Source organism: Agromyces sp. NPDC127015, assembly GCF_042725165.1.
GTDB classification, from domain to species: Bacteria; Actinomycetota; Actinomycetes; order Actinomycetales; family Microbacteriaceae; genus Agromyces; species Agromyces chromiiresistens.
This window is the reverse complement of the sequence record NZ_JBHXDI010000001.1, coordinates 1,251,403-1,276,991: the sequence shown is the minus strand read 5'-3', so window position 1 is coordinate 1,276,991 and position 25,589 is coordinate 1,251,403. Positions and strand designations below refer to the sequence as shown.

General features: G+C 71.0%; 27 protein-coding genes. 11 read left to right on the top strand and 16 right to left on the bottom strand.

Translation table 11 applies throughout. From position 1 onward, the window contains the following. Window positions 1-9: 9 nt before the first annotated feature. The 3 genes from ACFWGP_RS06135 to ACFWGP_RS06125 form a co-directional block, all read right to left on the bottom strand. Complete coding sequence (locus tag ACFWGP_RS06135) at window positions 10-1,170, bottom strand: RHS repeat-associated core domain-containing protein (protein WP_376930384.1); 1,161 nt, start codon at window positions 1,168-1,170, stop codon at window positions 10-12. 108 nt (window positions 1,171-1,278) lie between these two features. Next, window positions 1,279-1,926, bottom strand: a complete 648-nt coding sequence (locus ACFWGP_RS06130; protein WP_376930383.1) for a hypothetical protein — start codon at window positions 1,924-1,926, stop codon at window positions 1,279-1,281. Then, window positions 1,923-2,351, bottom strand: a complete 429-nt coding sequence (locus tag ACFWGP_RS06125) for a hypothetical protein (protein WP_376930382.1) — start codon at window positions 2,349-2,351, stop codon at window positions 1,923-1,925. Before ACFWGP_RS06125 ends, ACFWGP_RS06130 begins: the two co-directional genes overlap by 4 nt. A gap of 163 nt (window positions 2,352-2,514) precedes the next feature. On the opposite strand from ACFWGP_RS06125, the gene ACFWGP_RS06120 reads away from it, so the two are divergent. The 5 genes from ACFWGP_RS06120 to ACFWGP_RS06100 all read left to right on the top strand — a co-directional run bounded on the left by ACFWGP_RS06120 (window position 2,515) and on the right by ACFWGP_RS06100 (window position 5,907). Further along, on the top strand, window positions 2,515-2,763 hold the full coding sequence (locus ACFWGP_RS06120) for a MoaD/ThiS family protein (RefSeq protein ID WP_231431805.1): 249 nt from the start codon (window positions 2,515-2,517) through the stop codon (window positions 2,761-2,763). 28 nt (window positions 2,764-2,791) lie between these two features. Next, entirely contained in the window at window positions 2,792-3,469 is a 678-nt protein-coding gene (locus ACFWGP_RS06115) for a DNA alkylation repair protein (RefSeq protein ID WP_376930433.1), read from the top strand. 74 nt (window positions 3,470-3,543) lie between these two features. Next, window positions 3,544-4,902, top strand: coding sequence for a molybdopterin molybdotransferase MoeA (locus ACFWGP_RS06110; RefSeq protein WP_376930381.1), 1,359 nt, complete (start codon window positions 3,544-3,546; stop codon window positions 4,900-4,902). Then, window positions 4,895-5,377, top strand: a complete 483-nt coding sequence (moaC, locus tag ACFWGP_RS06105) for a cyclic pyranopterin monophosphate synthase MoaC (RefSeq protein ID WP_275506447.1) — start codon at window positions 4,895-4,897, stop codon at window positions 5,375-5,377. The genes ACFWGP_RS06110 and moaC overlap by 8 nt, the downstream gene beginning before the upstream one ends. After that, window positions 5,374-5,907 carry a molybdenum cofactor biosynthesis protein B gene (locus ACFWGP_RS06100; protein WP_275506446.1) on the top strand — a complete coding sequence of 178 codons (534 nt, stop codon included), beginning with the start codon at window positions 5,374-5,376 and terminating at the stop codon, window positions 5,905-5,907. The genes moaC and ACFWGP_RS06100 overlap by 4 nt, the downstream gene beginning before the upstream one ends. A 116-nt stretch (window positions 5,908-6,023) precedes the next feature. Here ACFWGP_RS06100 and ACFWGP_RS06095 read toward each other — a convergent pair whose 3' ends face one another. Both ACFWGP_RS06095 and ACFWGP_RS06090 read right to left on the bottom strand, forming a co-directional pair. Beyond that, window positions 6,024-6,767 (bottom strand): phosphatase PAP2 family protein, encoded by a 744-nt coding sequence (locus ACFWGP_RS06095; RefSeq protein ID WP_376930380.1) that lies wholly within the window; start codon window positions 6,765-6,767, stop codon window positions 6,024-6,026. Window positions 6,768-6,820: 53 nt separating this feature from the next. Next, window positions 6,821-8,107, bottom strand: a complete 1,287-nt coding sequence (locus ACFWGP_RS06090; RefSeq protein ID WP_275506444.1) for a multidrug effflux MFS transporter — start codon at window positions 8,105-8,107, stop codon at window positions 6,821-6,823. Between the two features lie 215 nt (window positions 8,108-8,322). Here ACFWGP_RS06090 and ACFWGP_RS06085 point away from each other — a divergent pair, with 215 nt between their 5' ends. Next, window positions 8,323-9,681 carry a GNAT family N-acetyltransferase gene (locus tag ACFWGP_RS06085; protein WP_231431811.1) on the top strand — a complete coding sequence of 453 codons (1,359 nt, stop codon included), beginning with the start codon at window positions 8,323-8,325 and terminating at the stop codon, window positions 9,679-9,681. A 54-nt stretch (window positions 9,682-9,735) separates the two neighbouring features. On the opposite strand, the gene ACFWGP_RS06080 is transcribed toward ACFWGP_RS06085, so the two are convergent. After that, on the bottom strand, window positions 9,736-10,863 hold the full coding sequence (locus tag ACFWGP_RS06080; RefSeq protein WP_231431812.1) for an AI-2E family transporter: 1,128 nt from the start codon (window positions 10,861-10,863) through the stop codon (window positions 9,736-9,738). A gap of 164 nt (window positions 10,864-11,027) precedes the next feature. Between ACFWGP_RS06080 and ACFWGP_RS06075 the strand changes: the two genes are divergently transcribed. Continuing rightward, window positions 11,028-12,410, top strand: coding sequence for an MDR family MFS transporter (locus ACFWGP_RS06075; protein WP_231432381.1), 1,383 nt, complete (start codon window positions 11,028-11,030; stop codon window positions 12,408-12,410). A gap of 12 nt (window positions 12,411-12,422) precedes the next feature. Here ACFWGP_RS06075 and ACFWGP_RS06070 read toward each other — a convergent pair whose 3' ends face one another. The 3 genes from ACFWGP_RS06070 to ACFWGP_RS06060 all read right to left on the bottom strand — a co-directional run bounded on the left by ACFWGP_RS06070 (window position 12,423) and on the right by ACFWGP_RS06060 (window position 16,112). After that, window positions 12,423-13,877, bottom strand: coding sequence for a lipase maturation factor family protein (locus tag ACFWGP_RS06070; RefSeq protein WP_275506442.1), 1,455 nt, complete (start codon window positions 13,875-13,877; stop codon window positions 12,423-12,425). Window positions 13,878-13,944: 67 nt separating this feature from the next. Further along, on the bottom strand, window positions 13,945-15,408 hold the full coding sequence (locus ACFWGP_RS06065; RefSeq protein WP_376930379.1) for a phytoene desaturase family protein: 1,464 nt from the start codon (window positions 15,406-15,408) through the stop codon (window positions 13,945-13,947). Window positions 15,409-15,410: 2 nt separating this feature from the next. Further along, window positions 15,411-16,112 (bottom strand): NUDIX hydrolase, encoded by a 702-nt coding sequence (locus ACFWGP_RS06060; RefSeq protein ID WP_231431815.1) that lies wholly within the window; start codon window positions 16,110-16,112, stop codon window positions 15,411-15,413. 71 nt (window positions 16,113-16,183) lie between these two features. Between ACFWGP_RS06060 and ACFWGP_RS06055 the strand changes: the two genes are divergently transcribed. Then, entirely contained in the window at window positions 16,184-17,020 is an 837-nt protein-coding gene (locus tag ACFWGP_RS06055) for an MBL fold metallo-hydrolase (RefSeq protein ID WP_376930378.1), read from the top strand. Window positions 17,021-17,094: 74 nt separating this feature from the next. Here ACFWGP_RS06055 and ACFWGP_RS06050 read toward each other — a convergent pair whose 3' ends face one another. After that, on the bottom strand, window positions 17,095-17,667 hold the full coding sequence (locus tag ACFWGP_RS06050; protein ID WP_376930377.1) for an NADPH-dependent F420 reductase: 573 nt from the start codon (window positions 17,665-17,667) through the stop codon (window positions 17,095-17,097). A 102-nt stretch (window positions 17,668-17,769) separates the two neighbouring features. Here ACFWGP_RS06050 and ACFWGP_RS06045 point away from each other — a divergent pair, with 102 nt between their 5' ends. From ACFWGP_RS06045 to ACFWGP_RS06035, 3 genes are all read left to right on the top strand, one after another. Further along, a complete protein-coding gene (locus ACFWGP_RS06045; RefSeq protein ID WP_231431818.1) occupies window positions 17,770-18,294 on the top strand; it encodes a MarR family winged helix-turn-helix transcriptional regulator in 525 nt (174 codons plus the stop codon). Between the two features lie 796 nt (window positions 18,295-19,090). After that, window positions 19,091-19,711: a ClpP family protease gene (locus ACFWGP_RS06040; RefSeq protein WP_275506439.1), complete on the top strand. Its 621-nt coding sequence runs from the start codon at window positions 19,091-19,093 to the stop codon at window positions 19,709-19,711. Beyond that, on the top strand, window positions 19,708-20,337 hold the full coding sequence (locus ACFWGP_RS06035) for a ClpP family protease (protein ID WP_231431820.1): 630 nt from the start codon (window positions 19,708-19,710) through the stop codon (window positions 20,335-20,337). Before ACFWGP_RS06040 ends, ACFWGP_RS06035 begins: the two co-directional genes overlap by 4 nt. Here ACFWGP_RS06035 and ACFWGP_RS06030 read toward each other — a convergent pair. From ACFWGP_RS06030 to ACFWGP_RS06005, 6 genes are all read right to left on the bottom strand, one after another. Then, window positions 20,319-20,801: a helix-turn-helix domain-containing protein gene (locus ACFWGP_RS06030; RefSeq protein ID WP_275506437.1), complete on the bottom strand. Its 483-nt coding sequence runs from the start codon at window positions 20,799-20,801 to the stop codon at window positions 20,319-20,321. The two genes, ACFWGP_RS06035 and ACFWGP_RS06030, sit on opposite strands and share 19 nt — an antisense overlap. 141 nt (window positions 20,802-20,942) lie before the next feature. Beyond that, entirely contained in the window at window positions 20,943-22,055 is a 1,113-nt protein-coding gene (locus ACFWGP_RS06025) for a discoidin domain-containing protein (protein WP_376930376.1), read from the bottom strand. A gap of 20 nt (window positions 22,056-22,075) precedes the next feature. Continuing rightward, on the bottom strand, window positions 22,076-23,524 hold the full coding sequence (locus tag ACFWGP_RS06020) for a Gfo/Idh/MocA family protein (protein WP_376930375.1): 1,449 nt from the start codon (window positions 23,522-23,524) through the stop codon (window positions 22,076-22,078). Between the two features lie 200 nt (window positions 23,525-23,724). Continuing rightward, on the bottom strand, window positions 23,725-24,027 hold the full coding sequence (locus tag ACFWGP_RS06015; RefSeq protein ID WP_231431821.1) for a DUF1540 domain-containing protein: 303 nt from the start codon (window positions 24,025-24,027) through the stop codon (window positions 23,725-23,727). A gap of 161 nt (window positions 24,028-24,188) precedes the next feature. Continuing rightward, on the bottom strand, window positions 24,189-24,419 hold the full coding sequence (locus ACFWGP_RS06010; RefSeq protein WP_231431822.1) for a hypothetical protein: 231 nt from the start codon (window positions 24,417-24,419) through the stop codon (window positions 24,189-24,191). A gap of 67 nt (window positions 24,420-24,486) precedes the next feature. Then, entirely contained in the window at window positions 24,487-25,530 is a 1,044-nt protein-coding gene (locus tag ACFWGP_RS06005) for a GNAT family N-acetyltransferase (protein ID WP_376930374.1), read from the bottom strand. Window positions 25,531-25,589 lie beyond the last annotated feature (59 nt).

Below are 25,589 nucleotides of genomic sequence, written 5' to 3'. Positions count from 1 at the left end.
CCAAGTTCATCAGTTGACCCCCAGGATCTTTGCCCCTTGCTCAACAGCCCGTGTGACATTCTGGTCGCCTGAGATCCGCTGTTGGAGGGAACGCGGCATACCAATCCAGGACGCCGTCTCAAAGTCGTACAAGTACTTTTCACGTCCCTGTTGAAAGTGCAGATGGCCGGCTCGCACGCCGGGCGCCGGGTTTTCGACATCAATCCGATAGCCGAGGCCAGGTTTCGTCAATGTTGTGCTTGGCGTCTTGGTCCCTCCCTCCCCAAGCATTCCGGACTTGTCAGTCTCTCGTGACCCGCCCGCGGCATCACGGTTCATGACTTCGACGCGGCTGTCGCTTTGGGCATGCCCAATCAGGCTCGTCCCACTTACGATTGCGATCGCGGCGCCAGCGACGGCGAGTGCAGCAGCGCCAGCCGCTACGGGACACCCGACAACGCTTCCGATACCAGTCACGCACACCGCGCCGCCGCCAGCGGCAAAGTTGATACCTCCGCCCGTCAACGTCAGACCGAGGAGGAGACCCAGTGCTTCAAGCGGGTGCTGTTGCATCGCATTGCTAAACGAAGCCAAGCCGTTGACGATGTCCGCCGTTGTCTCATAGGCGCCGAGCCCCCGCGCAATACCAATCGTCGTGCCCACCACGACCGTCGTATCGATGAGATCGTCGATACTCCAGTCCGAGCCCGGATCGCTGACCGCGGCGGCCTGGTCGTGTTGATGGTCGACCCATTGCTTACCGGTCATCTCGTCAGGTCGCAGACCTGACGGGTCGGACAACGTGACGGGGTTGTTATTCGCGTAGGCGTAGCCGTTCCATTGCTGCGGGTCGGCAAGGTCGAGGATCGGGTCCACCGTGAGGAAGCGGCCGAGGGTTTCGTCGTAGTACCTGGCTCCGAGGAGGGTGTACCCGGTCGAGGCATCCCGGATCTTGCCCAGGAACTGGGTGTCGCCTGGCACGGTGGCCGCACCCGAGTTGCCGCGGACGGCACCGAACGGGTCGGTGTGGAACCGGTCGACCGGGTTCAGGTCGGGCTGCTCCTTGTTCGGAACCGCCGCGACCGGGGTGCAATGCGCATCGTTCACGAGCGACGTGACCCCGCCGAGGCCCCGCCCGGTACGGACAGCGACTGTCTGCCCCGCGAACTGGTAGTACCGGGTCGCGGTCAATGCTGCGCTCTGATCATGACAGCATCCTGCGACGCCCTGAGAAGGCGCGCATCGGCGCGTGCTACCCGATTTCGGGATCCCGGCCATTATCGGCGCCCCGCGTTGTACTCACATGCGATGAGCCCATTTGCGCAGCGCGTCTGCGGTGCTCTGGAGACGTTCGTCCCTCATCGGGAAGGAAGCGAGCGCACGCGTTTCATACGGCTGGAACGCTATCGGCTTCACCGAGGGACCCACGACCACCGCAATGGCGGGACGCGTTCCGTGGAAGAAGTCCGACGAGCTCGCAACGACATCAATAACGCTCTCGGCGGGAAGGCTGACAATCGGCACAGCGTCACCAAAAATCCGATAGAAGTCAAGCCGGTCGGGCAGGATCGACGCGATGAAGAACTCGTCGGAGGCTTTGGAAAGGATGTCCCGATCGAACTGAACATTGAGCGCCTCCGGCAAACTAAGCGCACGTCGACATACGAGCAATTCGGTGTCAAGGCTGCGCTTCAGCTGCCGGTAGCGAAGCACCCGTGGCAGGCCGAAGACGACCAGCAAGACGATGAGAATCCCACCGACTGCAACGACTCCCCACGCCGCAGCCGCGACCGCCTGCCAGCCTCGCGTCGGTGACTCGTCAAACGCTGCGATTATGCGCAGAATCTGTACGATCGCAAAAGGAACCGCGATGAAAAGCGAGAACAGCCAGATTCGGGTCGAGGTCAACCGACCTGGTCGTTTGTGATCAGGTTCGCGCGTCATCATCCAGCTCCGAAGTTCTTCCGCTGCCACCAGTCACCCCAAGACGCGATTCCACCAAGAACGTCGGCGTTCAGCCCCAGGATCGTCAGCGCTTTACCTGACGCCTCCGCAGCCACCGATAGGTGCTTTGGAGATTTGGCGAGTGAACTTCCAAACCCTCCGGCGACCGAGCCTACCGCCCCGATTATGCAGGACGGCGAACTCACCTCCGCAATGCAATCGATCCCAGTACTCGCGAGACCAGCGGCGGTGCCGATCAGAGCCCCCGCGAGTGCGCCGTACTCACCGCCGACCGTTCCTCCGAACCATGCCAAGAGAGGCGTCGCGAGTCCGATCGTCCCCAGCGCAAGACTCAGGTCCTGTCCGGCGTCGCTCGAGGCCCATTGACGAACGTCGGTCCACCAGTTGGCGATGTCGTCGCCAGTCACGTCAATTGGGTCTGATGGATTACCACAATGAGAAAGTGGGCCTTGCCGGCACCGGTACACTTGGGGCGCAGCCCCTCGACGCCGGAGTGGTTTCGATACGCGTCGATTTCGTCGGCGCTACTCGACCGACGAGAGGCATCCCGCGCCGGGGTACCATCGACGCATGCCTCCCGTGACCGTGCGGTACTTCGCGGCGGCCGCAGAGGCGGCCGGCGTCGAAGAGGAGCGCCTCGAGATCGCCGACGGCGCGAACCTCGGCGCCCTCCGCGACGAGCTCGTCGCCCGCTACGGCGTCGCGATGGAGCGGGTACTGCGAAGCGGCTCGTTCCTCGTCGACGGCACCGTGCGCCGCGACCCCGCGCACCCGGTCGGGGCGACGGTCGACATCCTGCCGCCGTTCGCCGGAGGGTGAGAGGGGCGACGTGACTGCGACGACCACGATGACCGCCGACGCGACCGCGGCCGACGTGCTGGCTCGCCTCGCCGAACTGGAAGACCCGAAGATGCGCGCCGTGAACGAGCGGCATGGCGACGACCACGGCGTCAACCTCACGAAGCTGCGCGGCGTGGCGAAGGAGCTCAAGACGCAGCACGAGCTCGCGCTCGAGCTCTGGGCGACCGACGACACCGCGGCGCGGCTCGTCGCGATCCTCGTCGCGAAGCCGAAGTCGTTCGACGCGGCCGAACTCGACGCGATGCTGCGCGAGGCCCGCGCCCCCAAGGTGCGCGACTGGCTCGTGAACTACGTCGTGAAGAAGAGCCCGCATCGCGAGGAGCTACGGCTCGCCTGGCTCGACGACGCCGACCCGCACGTCGCGGCAGCCGGCTGGGCGCTCACCGCTGACGTCGTCGCCAAGCGGCCCGAGCTCTTGGACCTCGACGCACTGCTCGACGAGATCGAACGCGAGATGAAGGGCGCCGCGGCGCCGCTGCAGTGGGAGATGAACACCTGCCTCGCGATGATCGGCATCCACCACGCCGACCGGCGCGATCGGGCGATCGCGATCGGCGAGCGGCTCGAGGTGCTGAAGGACTACCCGACGCCGCCGAACTGCACGTCGCCGTTCGCACCCGCCTGGATCGGCGAGATGGTCCGCCGGCAAGGTGCGACGGCGTAGCGAGCGGGCACCGCACCCGCGCCACCCCGCGACTACACTGCCCACTGGGCGACGACGTACCAGCAGGAGGCCGCATGCGCACCTACGCCGAACACCAGCGCGCCGTGCACGAACTGCTCGATCCGCTGGGCGCGCGACTCGGCGCCGGCGCCGAGGTCGTCGCGGTCGACGACGCGCTCGGCCGCGTGCTCGCCGACGACCTCCTCTCCCCCGCCGACCTGCCCGGCTTCGACAATTCGCAGATGGACGGCTACGCCGTGCGCGCGGTCGACCTCGCCGCAGCGAGCCCCGGTGCTCCGGTGCGCCTTCCGATCGGGCCGACGAGCGCGGCCGGCGACGCGATCTTCGACCTCGCGCCCGGCACCGCGTCGCCGGTCATGACCGGAGCACCGATTCCGCGCGGCGCCGACGCCGTCGTGCAGATCGAGGTCGCCGACCCGCCGGCGTTCATCGGGCTCGGCGGCGGACGGCACGACTCCCCCGCCGGCTCGGTCGTCACGTTCACCGCTCCCGTGGCGCGCGGCCTGTTCGTGCGACCGGCGGGCAGCGATGTCGCCGCGGGCGAGCTGCTGCTGCCGGCGGGGTCACGCCTCGGTCCGGCGCAGCTCGGCGTGATCTCGGCGGCCGGCCTCACGCACGTCGCGGTGCGCCGCCGGCTGCGCGTGCTGCTGCTCTCGACCGGGCACGAGCTGCGCCCGCCGGGGTCGGCGCTGCGGCCCGGGCAGATCCACGATGCGAACACGGCGATGCTCGCCGCCGCCCTCCGCGAGTGCGGCGCGAACGTCGTCGACGCCGTCGCTCCCGACGAGCCCGAGGCGGTGCGAGCGGCGATCGCCCGGGGCATCCACCCCGCCGACGGCGAGCCGGTCGACCTCGTCGTGACGACCGGCGGCGTGAGCGCCGGTGCGTTCGAGGTCGTGCGCGACGCGCTCGAGCCGCTCGGAGTCGAGTTCACGAAGGTCGCGATCCAGCCCGGCGGGCCGCAGGGACTCGGCACCGCGACGCTCGGGCCGGGCGACGCTGCCGGCCGCGCCGCCGCGCCCCGAGACGACCACACCGACGAGGATGCCTCGGCCGAGGCATCCGGCAGCACCGGCGCGGTGAGCGTGCCGGTCGTGTCGTTCCCCGGCAATCCGGTGTCGGCGCTCGTGTCGTTCGAACTGTTCCTGCGACCGGTGCTGCGCCATCTCGAGGGGCTCACGCCCGACCGCAACCGCGCCCGACTGCGCCTCGCGCACGACGTGGTCTCGCCCGCGCGCCGCCATCAGGTGCGTCGCGGCATCATCGACGGCGACGGTGCCGTCGAGGTCGGCGCCCCGAGCTCGCACCTGTTGCACGCCTATGCGAACGCCACCGTGCTCGTGCACCTGCCGATCGGGGTCGATGCGCTTCCCGCCGGCTCCCTCGTCGACGTCTGGAGGATCGATGACTGACACCCCGCCCCGCCTCACGCACCTGCGCGACGACGGATCCGCGCACATGGTCGACGTGACCGACAAGGCGATCACGAAGCGCACCGCGAGCGCGCAGGCGGTGCTCACCACCCGCCCCGAGGTCGTCGCGATGATCGCCGACGGCACCCTGCCGAAGGGCGAGGCGATCGGCACCGCGCGCATCGCCGGCATCATGGCGGCCAAGCAGACCTCGTCGCTCATTCCGCTCTGCCACCCGCTGCCGTTGACGAAGCTCGACGTCGACATCACGGCCGACGGCTCGCAGGTGCGCGTGGTCGCGACGGCGACGACGAAGGGCGTGACGGGCGTCGAGATGGAGGCGCTGACCGCCGCGAGCGTCGCCGCGCTCACGCTCTACGACATGATCAAGGCCGTCGACAACCGCGCGGTGATCACCGACATCATGGTGCTCGCGAAGGAGGGCGGCAAGAGCGGCGACTGGAGCCGGGAATGACCGCGCACGGTGCGACCGCCGATTCGTCGGCCGACGAGGGGATGCCTCGTGCCGCGACCGTGCTCGTCGCGTCGACGCGTGCCGCGGCGGGCGTCTACGAAGACACGACCGGGCCGGTGATCGCGTCGTGGTTCGCCGATCGCGGGTTCGACGTGCTGGGCCCCGTGGTGGTCGCCGACGGCGCCGAGTTCGCCGTTGCGCTCGGCCGGGCGCTCGACGCGTCGCCGTCGGTCATCGTGACGACCGGCGGCACGGGGCTCGCGCCCGCCGACCTCACCCCCGAGGCGACGGCCGCCGTGCTCGACCGCGAACTGCCGGGCTTCATGGAGGAGCTGCGTCGCCGCGGCACCGCGACGACCCCGACCGCACTGCTCACGCGCGGGGTGGCCGGCGTCGCCGGGACGACGTTCGTCGTGAACCTGCCCGGCTCGCGCGGCGGGGTGCGCGACGGGCTCGCGCTGCTCGGCGAGGTGCTCGACCACGTGCTCGACCAGCTCGCGGGCGGCGACCACTCGACTCCGGTCGAATAGCGACGTTCGCCTGTCCGGCGGTCGAGTAGCGACGAAGGAGCGTATCGAGACCTCGTGACCGGGTCTCGAGACGCGTGATCCTTCGTCGCCCGCTACTCGACACCGGAGTGGGCGCGTCAGGCGCGCGGCGCGCGCGGCGGGGTGACGTGCGCCTGGGCGCGCGCGGCGTTGCGTTCGGAGACGCGGGAGATCCACTCGAGGCGCTCTCGCTCGAGCGGCACGGCGAACACCGCCCACAGCACGAGTGCGACCCCGGCACCGACGAGCGCGCCGCCCACCGTGTCGCTCAGCCAGTGCGCACCGAGGTAGGTGCGGCTGATCGCCATGAGCACGGTGTACGCGACACCGAGCACCCAGACCCAGACGCGTGGCACGATGACCCCGATCGCCACCGCGATCGTCGCCGCGTTCGCGACATGCCCCGACGGGAATGAACCGTGGTCGGAGACCACGATCATGTCTTCGGGACGCGCCCTGCTGAACACGCTCTTCAGCACCTGCACGACGCCGGCACTCGCGGCCGAGGCGACGATGAAGTAGAACGCCCCCCATGGGCGGCGCAGCAGGAGCAGCACGATCGCCGTGCCGACGGGCACGATGAACACGCCGACGATGCCGCCGCCGAGCGCGTTCATGAAGTACGCGAAGATGTCGCCCACCGGGCCGCGGAGCGAGAGCATCTCCTCGACCCACTCCTCGTCGACGCCGAACGGCAGGCCGCCGTTGCGCCCCATGATGACGACTCCGAGGAGCGCCGCGGTCGCGATCGCGACGATGCCTCCGATGAGCGGCGCACGCCGCCGGATCGTCCGCACCGAGGCATCCCGTTGCTTCGCCTCGATGGTCTTCGCCGCCTGCATCCCCCAACGCTAACCCGAGGTGGTGGCGGGGCGGCGCAACGGCGCGACCCCGGTCAGTCGGTGAGCGGCGGCACCGTCTTCGGGCGCACGAGCGCCCAGAGGCCGATGATCGCGACCGCCGCGGCGCCCGTCATCACGACCGCCATCGGCAGGGCGCTGCCGACGCCCATGAGGCCGATGAGGGGCGAGATGAGCCCCGCGAGCCCGAAGTTCAGGGCGCCGAGCAGCGACGCCGCCGTGCCCGCCTCGCTGCCGTGCGACGCGAGCGCGAGGATCTGCACCGCAGGGAAGGAGAATCCGCACGCCGTGATGAACAGGAAGAGCGGCACGATCGTGCCCCAGAGCCCCGCACCTGTCACGTCGAGCACGCCGATCGCGATCGCCGAGCCGAAGAGCACCACGGTCGTGACCGCGAGGATCCACTGCGGCGCGACCCGCCCGCGCATGAGCCGCGAGCTCGTCTGCACACCGATGATGATGCCGACCGAGTTGACGCCGAAGAGCAGCCCGTACTGCTGGGCCGTGAACTCGTAGACCTCCTGGAACAGGAACGACGAGGTCGACAGGTAGCCGAACAGGCCCGTGAACACCATGCCGCCGACGAGGGCCGCACCGAGGTAGACGCGGTCGCGGAAGAGCGCCGCGTACCGGTCGCGCATCGTCGAGTGCCCCGACACGTGCCGGCGCGACGGGGGCAGCGTCTCGACGATGAGGAACGCGACGCACAGCACGACGACGACGCCGTAGCCGGCGAGCACCCAGAAGATGCCGCGCCAGTCCATGACCTGCAGCAGCTGCGAGCCGATCACGGGCGCGAGCACCGGCGCGAGGCCGTTCACGAGGGCCAGCCGCGACAGCATCTTCACGAGCGGCTTGCCGCCGAACAGGTCGCGCACCATCGCCATCGCGACGACGCCGCCCGCCGCCGCCCCGAAGCCCTGCAACAGGCGGAACGCCGCGAGCCACGCGATGTCGGGCGCGAGCGCCGCGCCGACCGATGCGGCGATGTGCAGTGCGGTCGAGAGCATGAGCGGAAGCCGCCGCCCGACCTTGTCGCTCCACGGGCCGACGATGAGCTGGCCGAAGCCGAACCCGATCATCGTGCCGGTCAGCGTGATCTGCACCGCGGCGGCCGAGACGCCGAACTCGTCTTGCAGCACCGGGAACGCGGGCAGGTAGAGGTCGACCGTGAACGGCCCGAGCGCCGTGAGCGCGCCGAGCACGAGCACGTAGACCAGCCGCTGACGGCTGGACAGCGCGTCGCCGGGGTGCGTCGAGACGACCGGCGTCGACCGCGTGTCGTCGGGGCGGATGATGGGGATGGGGCTCGTGGCGGACATGCGGTTCCTGGCGTGCTCGAGGCGGGAGGGAGAAAGGCTGGATGCGTCGGCGCACGCCGTCGGACGCCGAACTCGAATCGATTCGAAAGGATTCGAGAAGACACGATTCTACCCGACGCGGGTGCCTCGCCATCAAGCCCGAGACCTCCCCCGCCGCGGAGATCGTGCATCGATCGGCCCGACCGCGCGGTGCCCCACGTCGGTAGGCTGGATCGGTGCCGTTCGATCTCCGAGACATCCCGCTCGATCCGAAGGCCGAGGCCGCGCTCGCGGCGCGCGGCCTCGAGTACCGCGTCGTCCGTCCCGATGAACGCGAGGGCCTCGAGGCGTGGGTCGAGGCAGACCGACGCGGATTCAACGAGGGGCGAGCCGGTGCCGCCGAGTTCGCCCGCGAACTGTCGGTGATCGCCGACCGCCGCGTCACCGCCGTCTACGACCCGACGCTCGACGCGCCCGAGGTTCCCGTCGCCACGACCGCGAGCTGGCCGACCGGGCTCAGCGTGCCTGGCGGCCGCAGCGTCGACAGCTGGGCCGTCGCGTCGGTCACCGTCGCCCCGACGCACCGCCGTCGCGGCATCGCCCGCGCGATGATGGAGGCCGAGCTGCGCAACGCGCAGGCGGCCGGCGCCTCGCTCGCGATGCTCACGGCGTCGGAGGCCACGCTCTACGCCCGCTACGGGTACGCCCCCGCTGCGCGCATCTCGACCGTCGAGGTCGAGCGTCGTCGCGTCGAATGGATCACTCCGGCCGAGCCCGGTCGCGTGCAGTTCGTCGCGCCCGACGTCATGCGCACCGCCGCCGGCGCGATCGCCCGACGCGCCGTCGCCCGCACGCCCGGCGAGATTGACCGCTGGCCGGGCCTGCTCGACCGGGTGCTCGGCACGCATGACCCCGACAGCGAGCGATCGCGCGCCGTTCGGGTCGCCCGCTACGACGACCGCCACGACCAGCCGCAGGGGTTCGTCGTGTACCGGATCCGTCCGCAGCACGACGACCCTGCGGGCGTGCTCGAGTTCGACTTCCTCGCAGCGGCGACCGACGAGGCCGAGCGCGCGCTCTGGCGATTCCTCACCGAGCACGACCTCGTCTCCCGGGTGCGCGGCCGGTTGCGCTCGGTCGACGAGGCGCTGCCCTGGCTCATCGCCGATCGGCGCGCTATCACCGTGAGCGACGTCACCGACCACCTCTGGCTGCGCATCCTCGACCCGGTCGCCGCGCTCGAGGCGCGGCGCTACTCGGGCCCGGGGTCGCTCGTGCTCGACATCGACGACCCGCAGGGGTACGCGGCCGGCCGGTTCGAGATCGAGTTCTCAGCCAAGGGCCACGCCGAGGTGCGACGGGCCGAGTCGAACGGCGGGGATGCCTCGGCTCGCGCCGCGCGCCGGTCGAGGCCCGCACAGGGGTTGGGACTGCGCCTCGGCGTCGCCGAGCTCGGTGCGATCTACCTCGGCGACGTGGCGCCGTCGCTGCTCGCCCGCGCCGGACGCATCGTCGAGACGACGCCCGGCTCGCTGGCGCTGGCCGACCGCGTGTTCGCGTCGCCGCGCACCCCGCATCTCAGCATCTGGTTCTGAGGGTGTCAGCGCCCTCGTTCGTCGGCCGCTCCCGGGCCGGCTCGGGGCCGCCGGCTAGATCGAGTCCTGCCGCGGGAAGACGACCTTCTCCATGATGATGATGAGCGACGCCGCGACCGGAATGGCGACGAGCGCACCGAGCACGCCGCCGAGCGTGCCGCCCGCGACCGCCGCGATCACCACGAGGGCTCCGGGCACCGCGACCGCGCGGTTCATGATTCGGGGGCTCAGCACGTACGCCTCCACCTGCATGTAGATCAGGTAGTAGATCGCCGCGGCGAGCGCGGTGTACGGCCCGGCGGCGAGGCAGACGAGCGAGATGATGACCGCACCCGTGAGGGTTCCGACGAGGGGGACCAGCGAGAAGAGGAAGGCGATGAACGCGAGCAGGATCGGCGCGGGAGCCCCGATGATCGACAGGAAGAAGAGGCTCAGCACGCCGTTGACGGCGGCGAGGCTGACCTGCCCGATGACGTATCGGCCGACCGACCCGGTGATCTCCTCCGACACGTCCCGGTAGCCGGCACGCGACGACGCAGGAACGAACCGCGCCGCGTAGCGCTTCATCGAGTCGAGCGAGGCGAGGAAGTACAGGGTGAGGATCAGCACGATGGTCGCCCCGGTGAAACCGCCCGCGATGCCGGCGCCGACGGCGAGGATTCCGCCGCCGAGCGAGCCGAGGTTCGCCGGATCGGCGAGCCACTCGCCGGCCGACTCGATCGCTCCCTTGATCGCGTCCTCGGACCCGGTGATGCCGTTGAGCCAGATGACGAGGTCGCTGTGCTGGGCGTTCTCGACGATCGCGGGCCAGTTCTCGATGACGTAGGTCGTCTGCTCGACCACGATCGGCACGATCGTCGCGATCAGCCCGACGAACAGGCCGATCACGACGGCGAACACGATGAGGATCGCAGCCCAGCGGGGCAGCCCCCGTCGCTGCATCCAGCTCACGACCGGGTCGAGGCCGAGCGCGAGGAAGAGCGCGAGCGCGACGTAGAGGATGACCGTGCCCAGCTGCCCGACGATGCCGCCGAGCACGAGGGCGAGCAGCACGCCGATCGCGCCGACGAACCCGATGCGGAACGCACGGATCTTCACCTCGGGCGAGCGCGCATCGCCGTCGCTCGTCACCTCGGCCGCGGGCGGTGGCGCCGCCGGCGCACGCTTCGTACGGATTCGCATGGTGCCGACGCTACCGCCGCGCCGAGGCATCCCCCGGGAATGAAACGGATGCCGCGGCGATTGTGATCAACGGGGCGCCGCCGCGCGCCCGGGTGAGGAGTGGCGTGGGCGACGCAGCAGGTGTGGGTTTCCGATCCGAGCGCGGGCCGGTGCTCATCGCGGTCATGCTCGCGACGGGGCTCATCGCGATCGACTCGACCATCCTCGCGACGGCGGTGCCGTCGATCGTGCGCGACATCGGCGGGTTCGCGCAGTTCCCGTGGCTGTTCTCCATCTACCTGCTCGCGCAGGCGGTGTCGGTGCCCGTGTACGCGAAGCTCGCCGACACCGTCGGCCGCAAGCCGATCATGCTCGTCGGCATCGCGCTGTTCCTCGTCGGATCGGTGCTCTGCGGGTTCGCGTGGGACATGACGTCGCTCATCGTGTTCCGCGCGGTGCAGGGCCTCGGCGCCGGCGCCGTGCTGCCGGTCTCGATCACCATCACGGGCGACATCTACACGGTGCGCGAGCGCGCCAAGGTGCAGGGCTACATCGCGAGCGTGTGGGCGGCGTCATCGGTGCTCGGCCCGACCCTCGGCGGGGTGTTCGCCGAGTTCCTGTCGTGGCGCTGGATCTTCTTCATCAACATCCCGCTCTCCCTCATCGCGGCGCTCATGCTCTGGCGGGCCTACCACGAGTCGTTCGAGCGCAAGAAGCATCGCATCGACCTGACCGGCTCGATCGTGCTGACCGTCGGGCTCACGCTCGTGATCCTCGGCGTGCTCGAGGGCGGACAGGCCTGGGCGTGGCTCTCGTGGCAGAGTCTCGTCGCCTTCGGCGTCGGCGCCGTGCTGCTCGTCGCGTTCGTGTTCATCGAACTGCGCGCAGCCGAACCCGTGCTGCCGCTCTGGGTCTTCTCGCGCCGCCTCATCGTGACGACCTCGCTCATCTCGCTCGGCGTCGGCGCCGTGCTCATCGGGCTCACGTCGTACGTGCCGACGTTCCTCGAGATCACGGCCGACGCGACGCCGATCGTCTCGGGACTCGCGGTCGCCGCGCTCACCCTCGGCTGGCCGATCTCGGCGTCGAACTCGGGCCGGCTGTACCTGCGCATCGGGTTCAAGAACACGGCGCTCATCGGCATCACGATCGCGGTGCTCGGCAGCATCGCGCTGTTCGCGGTGTCGTTCGTGCCGAACGTCGTGACCACGGCGATCGCGTGCTTCATCGTCGGCCTCGGCCTGGGGCTCATCGCCTCGCCGACGCTCATCGCCGCCCAGTCGTCGGTGCCGTGGGAGGAGCGCGGCGTCGTGACCGGCGCCAACATGTTCCTGCGGTCGGTCGGCAGTGCCGTCGGCGTCGCGATCTTCGGCGCGATCGCGAACGGCGCGATCGCCCGGTCGGGACTCGGCGACCACTCCCCCGTCGCGATCCAGGCCGCGTCGGCCGCGGTGTTCTTCGCCGTCGCCGTCGCGGCGGTGCTCACGATCATCGCCGCCGTCGCGATGCCGCGCGCCCGCGTCGACGAGATCGAGCACCGCCCCGTGGAGGCCGCCGCCGCGAGCTGAGCCCAGCCGGTCTCAGTCCCAGCGGCCCGCGGGCGGCATGACCTCGCCCTCGAGGGTGCGCACCCAGCGATCGCCGGTCGCGCGGTGCTCGGCGCGAGTCGCGAAGCGGTAGTGGTAGGCCCGCACCCTGATCCAGCGCGGCGGCGCCCCGTCGAACGGGTCGTGCGCGAGCAGCGCGAGCGTCGCAGGATCGGCCGCAAGCAGCCGCTCGAGGAACACCGCGAACCACGGCTCCCACATGCGGCCGAGCGGCAGGAACCACATGAGCCAGTCGAGCCGCAGATGGTAGGGCGCCCACTGGCGCGGCAGCGCGCGCAGGTCGCCCGGCTTGCCCTTGAAGCCGTACTCCCGCCAGGAGGCATCCTCGTCGGGAACCTCGTCGTCGGTGCCCTCGACGACGATCTCGATGCGCCGCGTCGTGACGGTGCCGAACGCGCCGTAGGCGTTCACGAGCATCCACCGGTTGAAGCTCGCGTTCATGAGCTGGCGGTGCGCGAACAGGTTGCGCAGCGGCCACCAGCTGAGCACGACGATCAGCGCGCCCACCGCGAGCACCACGATCGTGAACCAGAGCGGCGAGCCCGAGGCATCCGAACCGAGGTCGGCCGGAATCGCGGGGATCAGCCAGTGCCACACCGGATCGGTGATCGCCGAGGCCGCGAGCACGACCGTGATCCAGTTGAGCCAGGCGAAGTTGCCGGTGACGATGAGCCACAGCTGCGTGAGGATGACGACCACCGCGGCCGCCGAGCCCACCGGCCCCGGCACGAACAGCAGGAACGGCACCACGAGCTGCGCGAAGTGGTTGCCGAGCACCTCGCCCCGATGGAACCACGGCGGCAGCAGGTGCGCCTGCCTGCTGAGCGGGCCGGGCATCGGCTGCGTCTCGTGGTGGTACATGAGCGCGGTGAGGTCGCGCCACTCGCGCCCGCCGCGGATCTTGATCATGCCCGCCCCGAACTCGAGCCGGAAGACGAGCCACCACACCGCGACGATCGTCACGACCGGCGGCGGCACCTCGTCGGAGCCGAGGAACGCGACCGTGAAGAGCGCCTCGCACAGCAGCATCTCCCACCCGAAGCCGTAGAAGGTCTGGCCGACGTTCACGACCGACAGGTACAGCACCCACAGCGCGAGGAACAGCACGAGCGGCAGCCAGGGCGGCCCCAGTTGCGGCAGGCCGGCGACGAGGGATGCCGCGAGCACGATGCCGGTCGCGGCGACGACCACGAGCCGACGATCGGAGTACCCCCAGCGGAAGAGGCTCGGCCCCCGCAGTCGCGCACCGGGCGCACTCGCCCGGCGCAGGAGTTCGGGCACCGGCAGCAGGCCGCGCTCGCCGAGCAGCGGCCGGAACTGGTTCAGCGTCGAGACGAACGCGACCACGGCGAGCGCCGCGACGCCGCGCTGCAGCACCTGGCGGGCGACCTCGTAGTCGTGCGCGTCGAACCAGGCGGTCCAGTCCACATGTCCACGCTACGCCCGGGCCCGTCGGGCGAATAGGAGCGGAACCGCCTCGAGACTTCAGAGCCCTTCATGCGCCGATGCCGAACCGCTCCTTGAGCGCGAGCTTCGCCGCGTACCACCCGTTCATGCCGTGCACGGCCGGCCCCGGCGGGGTCGCGCTCGAGCACAGGTACACCCCCTCGACGGGTGTGCGCCATGGCGCCGTCGACACCACGGGCCGCTTGACGAGCTGTGCGAGCGTGAGCTCCCCCGAGTAGATGTCGCCGCCGACGTAGTTCGCGTTGTACGCGCCGACCTCGGCCGCCGAGCTCGCGGCCGACGCGAGCACGACGTCGCGGAACCCCGGTGCGAACCGCTCGACGGCGGCGGTCACGAGCTCGGTCGCGTCGAGCGTCGACCCGGCCGGCACGTGCGTGTACGCCCAGAGCACGTGCTTGCCGGCGGGTGCGCGGGTCGCGTCGACCACGCTCGGCTGGCAGACGAGCACGTAGGGATGCCTCGGCGCCCCGCCGTGCCCCGACACCTGCAGGCTCACCCCGGGTTGCAGGCCTCGCGCGACCGCGTTCTCGGCGAGCGCGATCTCGCGCCGGCTGCCGCCGACGTGCACGGTCGGCGCGAGCCCCACGGCGGGGTTCGCCCACGGTACCGGCCCGTCGAGCGCGAAGTCGACCTTCGCGATGCCCGAACCGTAGCGGTAGCGGCGGAGTGCCCGTTCGTAGCGGCCCGGCAGGTCGGCCGAGAACAGCAGCTCGGGCGACGTGTCGAGCAGCACCGCCCGCGAGCCCGAGACCTCGTCGAGCGCGCGAACGGGCGCGTCGGTCACGATCTCGGCGCCGCGCTCGCGCAGCTCGGCGACGAGCGCGTCGGCGATCGCCTGGGACCCGCCGACGGGCAGTCCCCACCCGACACCGTGGCCGTGCATCGCGAGCAGGAGCCCGGCGCCGGCCGAGGCGAGCGAGGGCATCGCGCCCGCGGCATGCGCGACGACCCCGGTGAGCAGCGCGGGGGCGACGTCGCCCCTGAAGCGCGAGTGCCACGCGGCCGTGCCCTGTTCGAGCGCACGCAGCCCGAACCGCACGGCGGCGATCGGGTCGCGCGGCACCTGCAGCAGCTGCGAACCGGTGAACGCGACGACCCCACGCTGGCGGGCGAGCAGCGGTGCGACGAGGCGGCGCCACGCCGGACCGTCGACGCCGAGCCCGTCGGCCGTGCGGTCGAGGTCGCGCCAGGCGATGCCGGCCCGCCCGCCGGGCAGCGGATGGGCGTACGAGACCTCGGGCACGACCCACTCGGGGGCATGCGGGCCGTCGATGAGGCCGAGCTTGTGGAAGACAGGCGAGGCGAGCCCGGCGGGGTGCACGGCCGAGCACACGTCATGCCGGAACCCGGGCAGGGTGAGTTCGGCGGTGCGCACCCCGCCGCCGAGCGTCGGGGCGGCCTCGAGCACGCGAACCGAGAGGCCGGCCCGGGCGGCGACGACCGCGGCGACGAGGCCGTTCGGCCCCGAGCCCACGACGGTGAGGTCGGCCACGGTCAGAACTCGCGCTGGTAGACCCAGGGCAGGCGGTCCATCAGCAGCCGGTGCCGGTGGCCCCTCGCGCCCGACACCTCGTCGTCCTCCTGCCAGAGCACCATGCGCCGGGCGTCGTCGCGACGCGCCACGTACTCGAGCACGTCGCCCGAGGCGAAGGCGGTGAGCGCGTGGTCGACCGAGTCGACGCCCGCGAGGCCGTGCAACGTGACCCACGTCGGCGGCCAGAGCGTGAGCTCGCCCGCCGCGTGCCGCTCGAGCGCGTCGGCCGGCCGCAGCCAGTCGACCGCGACGACCTCGTCTGCGGCGAGCCGGAACTCGCCGTCGGGCACGCGCACCGCGAAGAACGTGGTGGTGAGCTGCTTGGGCGCCCCCTTCGGCGGCGTCCACCGCGAGAACGGCACGAGCTCGTCGGCGGCGAGCACGAGACCCACCTCCTCGGCGACCTCTCGCACCGCGGCACGCCGGGCGGCGTCGATGCCGTCGCGCGGCGTGCCGTGCAGGTCGCCGTCGTCGACGGCACCGCCGGGGAACACCCAGGCGCCCGCGAACGAGCCGCGATCGCTCGGCCGTTCGGCGAGGAGCACCTCGACGCCGAGCTCGCCGTCCCTCAGCAGCACGACGGTGGCGGCGGAGCCGGTGGCGGGCGGGGCGGCGACGGAGACGGAGGTGGAGGTGGACCGGGACTCGGGCACGGTGTCCATCCCTTCAGCCTAAGCCGGTGGCCGCGGCCGGGCCAGACCTCGTGCGCCGAGGCCGCCGCTACACTGCCGACATGCAGGAGCCCGCCGACCACCCGCACGTCGACCCTGCGGGGCCGTCGCGATTCGCGCGCGCCGTGCTGGCGCCGAACCCCGGCCCGATGACGCTCGACGGCACGAACAGCTACGTGCTGCAGGCGCCCGGCGCGCGCACGAGCGTCGTCGTCGACCCGGGGCCCGCCGATGCCGGCCACCTCGCCCGCCTCGCCGCCGCTCCCGTCGAACTCGTGCTCATCACCCATCATCACGCCGACCACACCGAGGCGATCGACGCGTTCGCCCGGCTGACCGGGGCTCCGGTGCGCGCGATCGACCCGACGTTCTGCCGCGACGCCGCCCCCCTCGCCGACGGCGAGCGCATCGTCGCCGCCGGCCTGGCGCTCGAAGTCGTCGCCACCCCCGGTCACACGCGCGACTCGGTGTGCTTCGCACTGCTCGGCGAAGCCGGTGCGAGCGCCGGAGCCGCCGCCGACGCAGACCCGCCGCGCGCGGTGCTCACGGGCGACACCGTCCTCGGCCGGGGCACGACGATCATCGCCGATCCCGACGGGGCGCTCGGCCCGTACCTCGGTTCGCTCGAGCGCCTGCGCGCGATCGGCACCCCCGGCCCGGTCGCGGTCCTGCCGGGCCACGGCCCCGAGCTGCCCGACCTCGCCGCGATCTGCGACGCGTATCTCGCCCACCGCGCCGAGCGACTCGACCAGGTGCGCGCCGCGCTCGCCCGGCTCGGCGCGGATGCGACGGTCGGCGAGGTCACCGATCTCGTCTACGCCGACACGGATGCCTCGGTGCGGGGTGCGGCCGAGGCATCCATGCGCGCCCAGTTGGCGTACCTGCGCGACCTGGCCTGACGCCCCCTCCGACGCCGAATCGCCCGGCTCCGCGGGGAACCGGGCGATTCGATCGATACGGCGAGGTGCGGAGGTCAGGCCGCGACGGCGAAGCCGCCGGTCCAGCCGATCTTCTCCTGCACGGCGAGCGTGAGCTGGAGGAAGCCGATCGACTCGAGCTCGCGGGCTCGCTTCAGGGCACCGGCGTCGATCGCCTTGACGCCGCCGGCGCGCACGACGTCGATGAGGGCCTGCTTGGCCACCGCGTCGTCGCCCGCGACGAGCACCGTCGTCTCCTCGTCGCCCACGGTCTTCGAGGCGAGGGTCGCGGCGAAGTTCGTGTTGAACGCCTTGAGCACGCGCGACTCGGGCAGCAGCTCGGCGAGCTCGGCGGCCTTCGAGCTGTCGGAAGCGGGAACCAGCGAGTCGAACGTCTCGAAGTCCAGCGGGTTGGTGATGTCGACGACGATCTTGCCGGCGAGCTCGGCGCGACGCGCCTCGGCGATCTCGGCGATCGCGAAGTGGGGCACGGCGAGCACGACGATGTCGCCCGTGACCGGCTGCGAGAGATCGCGGCCGAGCACTTCGACGCGGTTGCCGCCTGCGGCGACGATGCCCCCGATGGCCTGGCCCATGTTGCCGTTCCCGATGATGCTGACGGTCGTCATTGTCTTTCCTCCCCGCGCCTCGTCGACGCGATTACTTGTTTCGACAACCATCACTCTAGGGCAAATAAGTTGTCTCGTCAACTATTGCGGTAGACTGGCCGCATGACCGACGACACGAAGTGGCTCAACGCCGAGGAATCGGCGGCGTGGGTGCGCCTCATCGCCGTCGCCGAGCTCCTGCCCGGCGCGCTCGACGCGCAGCTGCTGCGCGACGCCGGGCTCACCCACTTCGAGTACGTCGCGCTCATGGCGCTCGCCGACGCCCCCTCGCGCACGATGCGCATGACCGAGCTCGCCTCCCGCACGAATGCGACACTGCCGAGGTTGTCGCACGTCGCCCGCCGGCTCGAGGAGCGCGGCCTGATCCGCCGCTTCCCGTGTCCCGAAGACCGTCGCGCCACGAACGCGACCATCACCGAGGCCGGGCTCGACCTCATGGCCGAGGCGGCGCCCGGGCACGTCGATACCGTGCGCGCCAACGTGTTCGACGCGCTCACGGCCGAGCAGCTCGAGCAGCTCTACGTCATCGCCGGCGCCGTGCTCGCGAAGCTCGACCCCGACGAGCGGCTCACCGCGACGTCGTGCCAGTTCAGCGAGGGCCCGGTCGTCCGCACCCTCGCGGGGTAGTGGCCTCGATTCGCTGAGGCCTCCCGAGCTCGTCGGGAGTGCGCCCTGCCGGCTTCACCCGCCTGGGCGCCGGTGCCGCGGAGACTCCGCGTAGATCCCGCACGCGGGGTCAGCCGGTCCCCCGCATGGACTCCGGTCCCGCGTACGGGCATTGCCGATCCCTCCCTTGACCGCCCGTCCGTGGCGTGGGAATCGTCGATCCCTCCTTTCAGCGCCGGCCCGTCGCGTGGGGCGCCGGTTCCGTGCGTGGGCGCCGGTTCCACGCGTCGGCGCCGGTTCCACGCGTCGGCATCGGTTCCACGCGTCGGCGTCGATCCTGCGTGGACATCGCTCTGGGGAACGAGGACACAAGTCCACAACTCCACACCCCTGCAGGACACAAGTCCACAACTCCACACCCCTGCAGGACACAAGTCCACAACTCCACACCCCTGCAGGACACAAGTCCACAACTCCACACGTCTTCCCAATGAGGCCCCGCCACCTGGCGGGCCAGCGAGGAACGAGGAGCGAGGAGCGCGGAGCGAGGAGCGCGGAACGAGGAGCGCGGAACGAGGAACGCGGAACGACCAGCGCGGAACGCGGAACGACCAGCGCGGAACGCGCAGGGAGGAAGGAGCAGCGATAAGCGCGGAGTGAGGAGCGTGTCGCGAGGAGCGCGCCGCGCCTCGCTCCTGAGCTCGAGAGCTCTCCTGAGCTCGAGAGCCGAGGAGCAAGTGGATTCTCTCCGCCGAGAGCAGCACTGCTCTCAGCAGCATCCGCCCCACCGTGCGCCGACGCCGCGCAGGCTGGGTTCATGAGCGAACAAACCCCGGCGATCCAGCCGATCGACGCCGAGCTCACCGCCCGGCTCTTCCATGAACGCATCATCGTGCTCGGCGACGAGCTCGACCAGCAGGGCGGCAACCGCCTCTGCGCGCAGCTCGTCACCCTCGCCGGCGACGACCCCCGTCGCGACATCCGGTTCTGGATCAACTCGCCCGGGGGCTCGGTGTCGGCCATGCTGGCGATCGCCGACCTCATGCGCTCGATCCCGAACGACGTCGCGACGATCGCCTACGGCATCGCGGCGAGCGCCGGCCAGTTCCTGCTGAGCGCCGGTACCCCGGGCAAGCGCTTCGCCCTGCCGCATGCGCGCATCCTCATGCACCAGGGCTCGGCCGGCATCGGCGGCACGGCGGTCGACGTCGAGCTGCAGGCCGACGACCTGCGGTACACCCGGGACACCGTGCTCGGCATCACCGCGGAGAACACCGGCCAGCCCATCGCGAAGATCGCCGAGGACTCGCTGCGCGACCGCTGGTACACGGCCGACGAGGCGGTCGACTACGGCTTCATCGACCGCGTCGTCGACGGCTTCGACGAGATGTTCCCGAGGGCTGTGCGGCCCCAGACCGGATTGCGAGTGCCCGCATGACCAGCTACACGATCCCCTACGTCGTCGAACGCCGGGGCAACAGCGAGCGCTCGCTCGACGTCTACAGCCGCCTGCTCTCTGAGCGCATCGTCTACCTCGGCACCGAGATCGACGACGGCGTCGCGAACGTGCTCATCGCGCAGTTCCTGCACCTCGCGTCGGAGTCGAACGACACCCCGATCAGCCTCTACCTCAACTCCCCCGGCGGTTCGCCCGGCGCGGCGCTCGCGGTCTACGACACGATGCAGCACATCCGGCCGGATGTCGCGACGACGTGCGTCGGCCAGGCGGGCGGGCCGGCGGCGGTGCTGCTCGCCGGCGGGGCGAAGGGGCAGCGTGCGATCCTGCCGCACGGCCGGGTCGTGCTGCACCAGCCCTCGACGCAGGGCCGCGGCACGATCCCCGACCTCATCATCCACGCCGACGAGGTCGTGCGAGTGCGCGCCGAGCTCGAGGCGGCCCTCGCCGCCGACACCGGGCACGACGTGGCGACCCTGCGGCACGACACCGACCGCGACCTCATCCTGCCCGCCGCGGCGGCCGTCGAGTACGGGCTCGCCGACCACGTGCTGACGGCACGGGTGCCGGTCGGAGCCGGCGCGGCCGCCTACGCGGCGAGCAGGTAGACGCCGCCGCGCGGCGCGGCGACGGTCGCGCCGCCGTCGGCGATCGCGCCCGAGGCCTCGTCGAGGTCGAGCACCAGCACGGTGCCGACGTCGACGGCGGGATGCCTCGCCGGCGCGTCGGCGCGGAACGCGAGCGCGCGCTCGTGGTCGAGGCGCTCGCGCCGCTCGGCCTCGAGCTGTTCCGCCTCGTGGCGGGCGCCGAGCACCTCGCCCACCCGGTGCGCGACCTCGAAGAGCTCGAGCCCGAGCGCCTCGGCGACGGCGCCGAGCACCTCGCTCGACGGCTCTTTGCGGCCGCGCTCGATCTCGGAGAGATACTGCGGTGAGACGCCGGCCGAGGCCGCCACCTCGGTGAGGATCCGCTCCTGGGCGAGCCGCTCGCCTCGCAGTACCTCGCCGAGCACGTCGCGCCAGAGCGGCTTCGACCTGCGCGGGACCGTTGGGAACTCGACGACCTTGCCCATGCCCCGAGGCTAACCGCGGCCGGTACCCGACGACAGGGCGATCCGCTCACAGCAGAACGGGCCGCTTGAGGCCATGCAGGCGACGCGGGACCCGAACCCGCGCCGCCTGCGCCTCACCGCCTCAGGTGCGAGGCGGTGTCCTCATCGGCGGACTCCGCCGATGTTGATCTCGGCCGCCCCGCCGAAGGCATTACCGGCCACCGAGTTCAGGCCGACGAGCTTCACGTAGCGACCGGTCGCAGCCTCGAACGCGACGCGCTGCGGTCCGAGATCGCCCGTGAACGATCCAGTCGCCACCGGCTCGCCCCAGGTCGACCCGTCGGTCGAGACGTACACCTGGTAGTCCTTCATCCGGCCGTTCACCGCGTTCTGGCGGGTCAGGTACTCCAGGCCGGTCACGTCGTAGTCCGCACCGAGGTCGATGGTGATGTGGTGCGGGTACGGTCGCGCACCGTCGCGGTAGGCGGTGTGCCAGAACGTGTACGGGTCGCCGTCGATCGCGTTCGTCGCGGGCGTGTGCTCGGAGACCGTCTCCTCACTCGAGACGTCGGCGATGGACAGCAGGGACTGGTCGATGAGGTCGGGCATCGGCGGGATGGTCGGAACCGCGAGCGTCTCGGTCACCCTTCCGGCTCCGTCGCCGCCCCCGTACTCCACCGTCGCGGAGAAGACTCGGAGCGCGTAGCCCGGGCGCTTCTCGGGGACTCGGATCTGGAAGGCGGCCGACTCCTCGTCGCCCGGCGCGATCCGCCCGAGGTCGTCGTCGACGGTGACGACCTGCCAGCCGATCGGGCCGGCGAACGAGACGGCGACTTTGCTCATCGCCTTCGCCGAGTCGTTCTGCACGGTCACCTCGACGTCGACGATCGCCGGGCCCTCCAGGCTGATCTCCGAGATCGAGACAGCGATCTCGGGCTCGGCGGGCGCCTCCTCGTCACCGGCGGCGGCCTTCGGAGCTGCCGCCTCGCTGGGATCGGCCGACGCCGCGGGCTCGGATGACTCGGGCGCGACGGCTTCGGTCGTCGGAGCCACCCTCACCGGGGTCTGGGATGCCGGGGCTTCGGCCGACGGCACGACCGGAGGCTCCGGAACCGGGGCGGGGCTCGGGGCCGGCACCGGCGCCGAGTTGCTCGTCGCCGTCGGCTCCTGCGCCTCGTCCGGGGTGCTGCCGAAGGCGGGCTGGGCCGCGAGCGCGAGCGTCGAGGCGAGTGCGAGCGCGGCGATCGCGCCGCGCCGAACGGTCTTCGATGACATGTCTGATCCTCTCGTCGGCGTCAGGCGACCGCGGGCATCGTGGTGCGGACGGAATCGAGCCCGAGGCGGAGCTTCTTCCAGTCGCCCCTGGTGAAGTCGGGCACTTCGACGGAACGACCCTTGTTCTCGAGTGACTTCACGCTGAGCGGCACGGGCGCGCACCATGCGGCGGAGTCGTAGACGTCGATGTCGGGCACCTGCCCGGTGCGCATGAGCTGCACGATGCGCCACTGGAGGATGTAATCCATGCCGCCGTGGCCGCCGCCGGCCGCCGGCCCTTCGAGGTCCTTCCAGAGCCAGTGGTCGTACTCCGTGCGCAGGGCGCTCGCGCCGCGCCAGGTGTCGCCGCTGTGCACCGGTTCGACGTAGATGCGAGCACCGGTCGTATCGCCGCCCGCGTAGTCCTCGAAGATGCCGCGACTGCCCTCGATCGTGTTGATCCTGCTGTAGGGGCGTGGCTGGCTGACGTTGTGCTCAGCCCGGATCATGCGTCCGTTCGCCGTGCTGATCATGCAGGTCACGAGGTCGCCGTTGATGTACTCCTCCTTCCACGAGCGGTGGTCGCGCGGCACGAAGCGCTCGCGATAGTCGGCGAGGCCCCGCGGAGCACTGGAGGTCGCGGTGAGTGTCGTGAACCGGTCGCCGCGGTTGATGTCCATGGCCGCGGCGATGGGCGCGAGCCCGTGCATCGGATAGAAGCTCGCCACGCTCTTGGTGTGCCAGATGCGGCGCCAGTCGTCGGTGTAGTAGCCGTCGCTGAACAGCAGCGAGCGCAGGTCGTGCAGGTAGCCGCCGTGCCCGCTCGTGATCTCGCCGAAGACGCCGTCGTGCGCCATCTTCAGCATCGCGAGCTCATTGCGGCCGTAGGAGCAGTTCTCCATGAGGAAGAGATGCTTGCGCGTCTTCTCGCTTGTGTCGACCAGGTCCCAGAGCTCGTCGAGCTCGGTCGCGATCGGCAGCTCGACACCGGCGTGGGCGCCGGCGAGGAGCGCCGCCCTGCCCTGCTGGAAGTGGAACTCCCACGGCGTCGCGATGTAGACGAGGTCGAGCTCCTCGGTGTCGAGCATCTTCTGGAACGACGTATCGGAGCCGCCGTACTCGCGAGGACGCGCCTTGCCTGCGGCGGCGACGCGGTCGGCGGCTCGGGTCGCCCGGTCGGCCCTGATGTCGCAGACCGCGACGACCTGCGCACCCGGCACGGCGACCCAGCTGCCGAGCATGCCCATGCCCCGGTTGCCGAGGCCGATGAGGCCGATCTTCACGACTTCGACGGCCTCGAACGGCTGGTTCGCCATCGAGCTGGCGCCGGAGGCGCGCATCGGCGCGGCGGCGTGCGCGGACCCGGAGGCCGCGGCCGTCGCGATCGCGACGCCGGCGAGCGCGCCGCCGATGAGGTTGCGGCGAGTGAAGCCCGTCGGCACCGATTCGAGCTCGGCCGCCGTGCCGATTCGCTCGCGCGGGCTGGTCAAGAAACGCATCATTGCACTCCTGAGAACGGTGTGTGGTCACTTGCCCAGCACACTCTCGCGAGTGAGCGATGCATGTCAAGAGTTGACTCGAAACTGACTCAAACAATCACAAACGCGCAATCCGTCTGCGCGCGTCTCGACCCCGGCACAGCAGAACGGGCCGCTCCGCATGCGCGGAACGGCCCGTTCGGCAGGTGGTCTCAGGCGACTTCGTAGGTGAGGCAGTCGGCGTCGTCGTGGCCGGCGCCGATGCGCACTGCGGCTGCGGTGCATTCGAGCTTCGAGTTGTGGATGCACTCCGAGCGCTGGCATGCTCCGACGTGCGTGAGCACCTTGTCGAGCCCGCCCTTGGAGCCGAGCGGGATGAAGGTGACGCACTCGGCGTCGCCGGGCGAGCCGGCGATCGTGACGGCTGCCGCGTGGCAGTGCGAGTGGTCGTTGTAGGAGCAACCGGCCACCGAACACTCGGCGACCGCGGGCATCTCGTCGAGCGTCATGCTCATGGTGACCTCCTGAGGCGGTTGCGACTCTGCTGTGTTCGGATGGTAGCCCCGCCACCCGCTCGACCGCAGCACCTGCGGGCCGATTTTCCGCAGATCAGTCGGACTTTCTTCTGAGGATTGCCTTACCTATCAGCTCCGAACGGGCGGCGATCCGGCGATGTTCAGGCGGGCGCGTTGTCGGGATCGATCGTCTCGATCGTGTCCTCCTCGACCGGGTTGTCTGCCTCGACGTCGTTGGCGTCGGTGCCGCGCTCGGGTCCGTCGGGCGCCTCGGCGGGTTCGCCCTCGCGATCGAGCCGCTCTTCTGCGCCGGTCGTGTCGTCGGGGTCGCGCGGGGTCGGCCCCGGTCGTCGCTCGTCGGTCATGATGCCGCCTCCGCTCGTCGAGTTCACGTCGTCGATTCGAGCCTGCGCGGCTGCGAGGCATCCGTCAACGGCTTGACGGATGCACCGCGCGGGTTCAGTACTCGAGCACGTGGCTGTGGTGCGTGTTGGCGACCACGTAGCCGAGCCCCTCGTAGAGCCCGAGCGCCCCGGTCGGGCTCTCGGCGTCGACGTCGAGGATGGACTGGTCGAGCCCCTCGTCGCGGCATGCTTCGAGATGCCGGGCCAGCAGTCCCTGCGCGATGCCGCGCCCGCGCCGCTCGCGGACCACCCCGACGAGCTGCACGTACGACGAGCTGAAGCCCTGGCCCGCCCAGTCTCCCTCGTTGCGGAGCGCGAGCACGAACCCGACGACGCGGTCGCCGGCCGCGCCGTGCTCGACGGCGACGAACGAGAGCGACGGCGCGAACTGCTCGCCGCCGACGATACGGCTCCACGTCTCCGGTGCGGTCGACTGGCTGCCCCAGTGGTCGGCGAAGGCCTCGTTGCGGGCGAGGCGGGTCGACTCGGTCCACTCGGCCGCCCACGGCACGAGATCGACGTCGTCGGTACGCGGCGCGATCGACTCGATCGGAAGCGAGACGTCGCGGCCGAGCGTGAAGAAGTGACGGCGCTGCGGCAGGCCGGCCCGTTCGAGCAGCGCGCCCGCATCGGGTGCCCGTTCCTCGGCGTAGGCGATGATCCAACCCGGCAGCGCGTCGTCGAACGCTGCGAGTCGTTCGCGCGCCCGCTCGAGCTGCCAGCCGAGCAGCGCCCGGCCGATCCCGCGGGCGCGCGCCTCCGGGCGCACGGCGCCGAACGCGATCGCGCGGACGAGCGTCTCTCGTCCGGTCGGCACGACGACGGAGCCCGAGGCGAGGATGCGCCCGCCACGGTCGATACCGAGCATGGTGTCGCGAGCAGGGTCGATGTGCGAGACCTCGAACGCCTCCATCACCTCGTCGCGCGTCTCGATCCACTCGGGGTGGTCGGCCCTCGCGACGTCGGCGTGGAACGCGAGCAGTTCGTCGACGTCGCCCACCGTTGCGGGGCGCCAGGTGTCGATGTCGGGGTGAGCCGGCCGTTGCGGCTCGGGCGAGGGGCCGACACGACGCGACAGCGGAAGCTCAGAGGCGGACATGCCCAGATCCTCGCACGAACCGCGGCCGACGCTGGAGTTCCGGTCGCCTGCGGGAGCAG

What these genes read in the sequence shown, in the direction of transcription:
- ACFWGP_RS06130 (WP_376930383.1), bottom strand. Translation starts at nt 1,926, where the DNA reads ATGATGACGCGCGAACCTGATCACAAACGACCAGGTCGGTTGACCTCG.
- ACFWGP_RS06120 (WP_231431805.1), top strand. Translation starts at nt 2,515, where the DNA reads ATGCCTCCCGTGACCGTGCGGTACTTCGCGGCGGCCGCAGAGGCGGCC.
- ACFWGP_RS06115 (WP_376930433.1), top strand. Translation starts at nt 2,792, where the DNA reads ATGACCGCCGACGCGACCGCGGCCGACGTGCTGGCTCGCCTCGCCGAA.
- ACFWGP_RS06110 (WP_376930381.1), top strand. Translation starts at nt 3,544, where the DNA reads ATGCGCACCTACGCCGAACACCAGCGCGCCGTGCACGAACTGCTCGAT.
- moaC (WP_275506447.1), top strand. Translation starts at nt 4,895, where the DNA reads ATGACTGACACCCCGCCCCGCCTCACGCACCTGCGCGACGACGGATCC.
- ACFWGP_RS06100 (WP_275506446.1), top strand. Translation starts at nt 5,374, where the DNA reads ATGACCGCGCACGGTGCGACCGCCGATTCGTCGGCCGACGAGGGGATG.
- ACFWGP_RS06095 (WP_376930380.1), bottom strand. Translation starts at nt 6,767, where the DNA reads ATGCAGGCGGCGAAGACCATCGAGGCGAAGCAACGGGATGCCTCGGTG.
- ACFWGP_RS06090 (WP_275506444.1), bottom strand. Translation starts at nt 8,107, where the DNA reads ATGTCCGCCACGAGCCCCATCCCCATCATCCGCCCCGACGACACGCGG.
- ACFWGP_RS06080 (WP_231431812.1), bottom strand. Translation starts at nt 10,863, where the DNA reads ATGCGAATCCGTACGAAGCGTGCGCCGGCGGCGCCACCGCCCGCGGCC.
- ACFWGP_RS06075 (WP_231432381.1), top strand. Translation starts at nt 11,028, where the DNA reads ATGCTCGCGACGGGGCTCATCGCGATCGACTCGACCATCCTCGCGACG.
- ACFWGP_RS06060 (WP_231431815.1), bottom strand. Translation starts at nt 16,112, where the DNA reads ATGGACACCGTGCCCGAGTCCCGGTCCACCTCCACCTCCGTCTCCGTC.
- ACFWGP_RS06055 (WP_376930378.1), top strand. Translation starts at nt 16,184, where the DNA reads ATGCAGGAGCCCGCCGACCACCCGCACGTCGACCCTGCGGGGCCGTCG.
- ACFWGP_RS06050 (WP_376930377.1), bottom strand. Translation starts at nt 17,667, where the DNA reads ATGACGACCGTCAGCATCATCGGGAACGGCAACATGGGCCAGGCCATC.
- ACFWGP_RS06045 (WP_231431818.1), top strand. Translation starts at nt 17,770, where the DNA reads ATGACCGACGACACGAAGTGGCTCAACGCCGAGGAATCGGCGGCGTGG.
- ACFWGP_RS06040 (WP_275506439.1), top strand. Translation starts at nt 19,091, where the DNA reads ATGAGCGAACAAACCCCGGCGATCCAGCCGATCGACGCCGAGCTCACC.
- ACFWGP_RS06035 (WP_231431820.1), top strand. Translation starts at nt 19,708, where the DNA reads ATGACCAGCTACACGATCCCCTACGTCGTCGAACGCCGGGGCAACAGC.
- ACFWGP_RS06030 (WP_275506437.1), bottom strand. Translation starts at nt 20,801, where the DNA reads ATGGGCAAGGTCGTCGAGTTCCCAACGGTCCCGCGCAGGTCGAAGCCG.
- ACFWGP_RS06025 (WP_376930376.1), bottom strand. Translation starts at nt 22,055, where the DNA reads ATGTCATCGAAGACCGTTCGGCGCGGCGCGATCGCCGCGCTCGCACTC.
- ACFWGP_RS06015 (WP_231431821.1), bottom strand. Translation starts at nt 24,027, where the DNA reads ATGAGCATGACGCTCGACGAGATGCCCGCGGTCGCCGAGTGTTCGGTG.
- ACFWGP_RS06005 (WP_376930374.1), bottom strand. Translation starts at nt 25,530, where the DNA reads ATGTCCGCCTCTGAGCTTCCGCTGTCGCGTCGTGTCGGCCCCTCGCCC.